2 protein-coding genes are annotated in these 1,787 nt (G+C 70.3%); both read left to right on the top strand.

Annotated elements, in window-relative coordinates; genetic code table 11:
* Positions 1-470: helix-turn-helix domain-containing protein (locus QC029_RS30370; protein WP_279559066.1), on the top strand; the 470-nt coding region annotated here is incomplete at its 5' end.
* Positions 470-1,660 (top strand): site-specific integrase, encoded by a 1,191-nt coding sequence (locus tag QC029_RS30365; protein WP_279559065.1) that lies wholly within the window; start codon positions 470-472, stop codon positions 1,658-1,660. The genes QC029_RS30370 and QC029_RS30365, both read left to right, overlap by 1 nt.
* Positions 1,661-1,787 lie beyond the last annotated feature (127 nt).

Below are 1,787 nucleotides of genomic sequence, written 5' to 3'. Positions count from 1 at the left end.
CACGACAGCTCTCCGGCGAGCTCGAGCGCAACGGGCGGTACATCCCAGCTTCCGGGATCACTCGCATGGAGAAGGGCGACCGCCAGGTGACGGCTGATGACCTGGTGGCGCTCGCTGCCGTCTTCAACGTCTCGCCGGCCGCGCTGCTGCTGCCGCTGGAAGACGGGGCGGGCAAGACGGTTGAGGTTACCGGCGCGGGAGAGGTCCCTGCCGATACGGCCTGGGAGTGGGCCAGCAACGAGCGACCTCTTCGCATTCCAGAGGGCGACGCCCGCACCGCCATGCTGGAGTACCAGCTCTACGGCCTGCCCCCGGGACGCCGGAGCGCAGGCGGAGTGTATGTCCGAGGTGAGCGGACCCCCGAGGCGTTGCAGGCGAAGCGGGAGTTCTTCGAGCGCTCGGCGGAGTGGGGCGCAGTCGACCTGGAGGCGGAGAAGCGCCGCGATCCCGAGCCATGGGAGGAGTCCTGATGGCCCGGGTGTGGATCGAGGACCGGGAGAACCACGCGGACTACCAGGCGGCCGTGGAGAAGTGGAAGGCGGCGAAGCGGGAGGGCAGCAAGAGGCAGCCGCCGGGCCGGTGGCGGGTGCGGTGGTACGGCCCGGACGGGAAGCCCAAGGCGAAGACGTTCGGCACGCTGCCGCCGGCCGAGGCGGAGAAGAACGCCATCACGGCGCGGCTCGACAAGGGCAGTTACCGCGACCCTCAGTCGGGGAAGGCCGCGTTCTCGGTGGTCGCCGAGGAGTGGCACGGCTCGTTGCGCAAGCAAGCCGAGCGCACCCGGAACGACTACCGCGAGCTGCTCGACCTGTACGTGATCCCGAAGTGGGGCACATGGCAGGTGGCCGCGATCCGGTGGGAGGACGTGTCCGGCTGGATCACCGAGCTGTGCAGACAGCCGGGCAAGCGCGGGGGCCTGTTGTCGCCGGCTCGCATCGCCAAGACGCATCTGGTGTTCTCCATGGCGATGAAGCATGCGGTGCGCACGGGCCGCATAGCGGTCAGCCCGGCGGTCGGTCACGACCTGCCGCCGCCGGAGGACGACGACGAACACGTCTACCTCACCCATGAACAGTTGGAGGCCCTGGCGGACGCGGCAGGGGAGCACCGCCCGTTGCTGCTGGTGCTGGGCTACTGCGGCATCCGCTGGGGAGAGGCGACCGCGCTGGAGGTCGGACGCGTCCAGTTGGAGGCGCGCCGGCTGCGCATCGTCCAGGCGCACTCGCGGGTCAAGGGCGGCATGAAGCTTGGTCCGGTGAAGAACCGGGAGAAGCGGTCCGTGCCGCTGCTGGCGTCGATGGTGGAGGAGTTGCGCCCGCTGGTCGGCAAGCGCGGTCAGCGGGAGTTGCTGTTCGCCGGTCCCGAGGGGGAGCACCTGCGGTACAGCACGTGGCGCCCGGCGGTGTTCGACCCGGCGGTGAAGGCTGCGGGTCTGGACGGCCTCGGGGTGACGCCGCACAAGCTGCGGCACACCGCGGCGTCGCTCGCCATCGCGGCCGGGGCGGACGTGAAGGTGGTCCAGCAGATGCTCGGGCACAAGTCCGCGGCCATGACGCTGGACGTCTACGGGCACCTGTGGCCGGACCGGCTGGACGAGGTGGCGAACGCGCTCGACGCGGGCCGGAAGTCCGCACTCGCGAAGCGCGCTGCGGAGCCGTGATCAAAGCCGCGTGTACAAAATGCGTACTGCCCGCCGGGGGGAATCCGGCGGGCAGTCGTGCTTTACGGCCTGTGACCAGGCTCTTTGTTGTGCGCCGCACCCGCGTGGCGAACGCAGGCCGCGTGCG

The sequence above is a fragment of the Streptomyces sp. DH37 genome (genome assembly GCF_029813835.1).
Taxonomy (GTDB): domain Bacteria; phylum Actinomycetota; class Actinomycetes; order Streptomycetales; family Streptomycetaceae; genus Streptomyces.
Note: the sequence above shows the minus strand (reverse complement) of the source record. Positions and strands in the feature narration are given on the sequence as shown.

Coding starts and splice junctions, on each gene's coding strand:
- QC029_RS30365 (WP_279559065.1), top strand. CDS start 470: ATGGCCCGGGTGTGGATCGAGGACCGGGAGAACCACGCGGACTACCAG.